The sequence below is a fragment of the Mesorhizobium sp. M7A.F.Ca.CA.004.04.2.1 genome (assembly GCF_004022825.1).
Classification (GTDB): Bacteria; Pseudomonadota; Alphaproteobacteria; order Rhizobiales; family Rhizobiaceae; genus Mesorhizobium.
In genome coordinates, this window is record NZ_RZPH01001385.1 from 1 (window position 1) to 1,191 (window position 1,191).

Consider the following 1,191-nt stretch of genomic DNA (forward strand, 5'->3'; position numbering starts at 1 on the left):
GGCGGCGTAGCCGGCGCTGGCCGACCAGTCGCCTTCGACCACCAGCTCGGGGTCGAACGGGATGTCGGCGGTGGCGAGCGCGCGGCGGTAGCCTTTCAGGCGGTCCTGGGCGGCCTGCATCCAGGGCTCGCCGGTGATGGTGGCGATGCGGCGGTGGCCGTGGCTGATCAGATGGCGGGTCGAGCTCTGGCCGCCGGCGATCTCGCTCGGCACCACAGCAGGGAAGGCATAGTCCGCCGTATAGCAGTTGAGCAGGATCACCGGGATGTCGAGACCGTAGAGGTAGTCGGGCGCTGTGATCTCGCGGGTGAAGATGGTCATGTAGATCAGCGCCGAAATGCCCCGCTTGGTCAGCGCTGAAATGGCGCGCGGCTCCATGACGGAATCGCCCAGCGTCTGCGCCACCAGAAGCACGTTGCCGGCATTCCACGAGGCCTGGCGCGCGCCCTCGATGGCGACCACGGCTTCCGGGCTGGTGGCGAGCTGGTCGACGGCGAAGCCGATCACCCCGTCCAGCCCTTCGAAGGCGGGCCCCCCGAAGGCAGGCAACGTCGGGTGGAGGGCTGAGAAGGCGGGCGCGGCGTAGCCGAGCGTGCGCGCGGTTTCGATCACCCGTTCGCGGGTCTGCTGCGACAGCTTGATCCCTGGCGAATTGTTGAGCACGAAGGAAACGGTCGCCTGCGAGCAGCCGGCCGCCCTGGCGATATCGATCATGGTGACGCGGCCCTTGGCGCCCTTGGCCGGCGCTTTGCGCCGCCTCGCCGTGTCGCTGGCCCGATCCGTCGTCTCGCTCATGGCAAATCCCAGTCTGGCAGGCCGGTCAGGCCGGCAAGATGGCGTGACGCCGTCGATTTATAGCGGTAACCCCAAGGTCGTTTATAACTATTAGTATACCAGAGGTCCATCCGCCATGAATCCCCATACAAGCCAAAACCTAAAGGGCGGAAGGCTTGGGTGGCGGGCCGGCGGTGACCACGGCTCGGCGGCGGGCGCACCGCGAAACCCCGGCATTGGCGTGGAACTAATACTGTTTACTAATACAAAAATGCCCTGTACCGTCAATCCGTCGCGTCCGGTCGGTGACGTTCGGGGCGGCGGGAGAGTACGAAAAATGGCCCGGTGGCGAGCGGACCTACCTCCGCAACCCTTGTCTCGGATATGTGATATGTCAGACAAATCGGACTATTTACG

At 65.2% G+C, this 1,191-nt stretch carries 1 protein-coding gene; it reads right to left on the minus strand.

From position 1 onward, the window contains the following. On the minus strand, positions 1-795 hold a 795-nt coding region (locus tag EN893_RS34775), incomplete at its 3' end, for a LacI family DNA-binding transcriptional regulator (protein ID WP_164901425.1). Between the last annotated feature and the right edge of the window lie 396 nt (positions 796-1,191).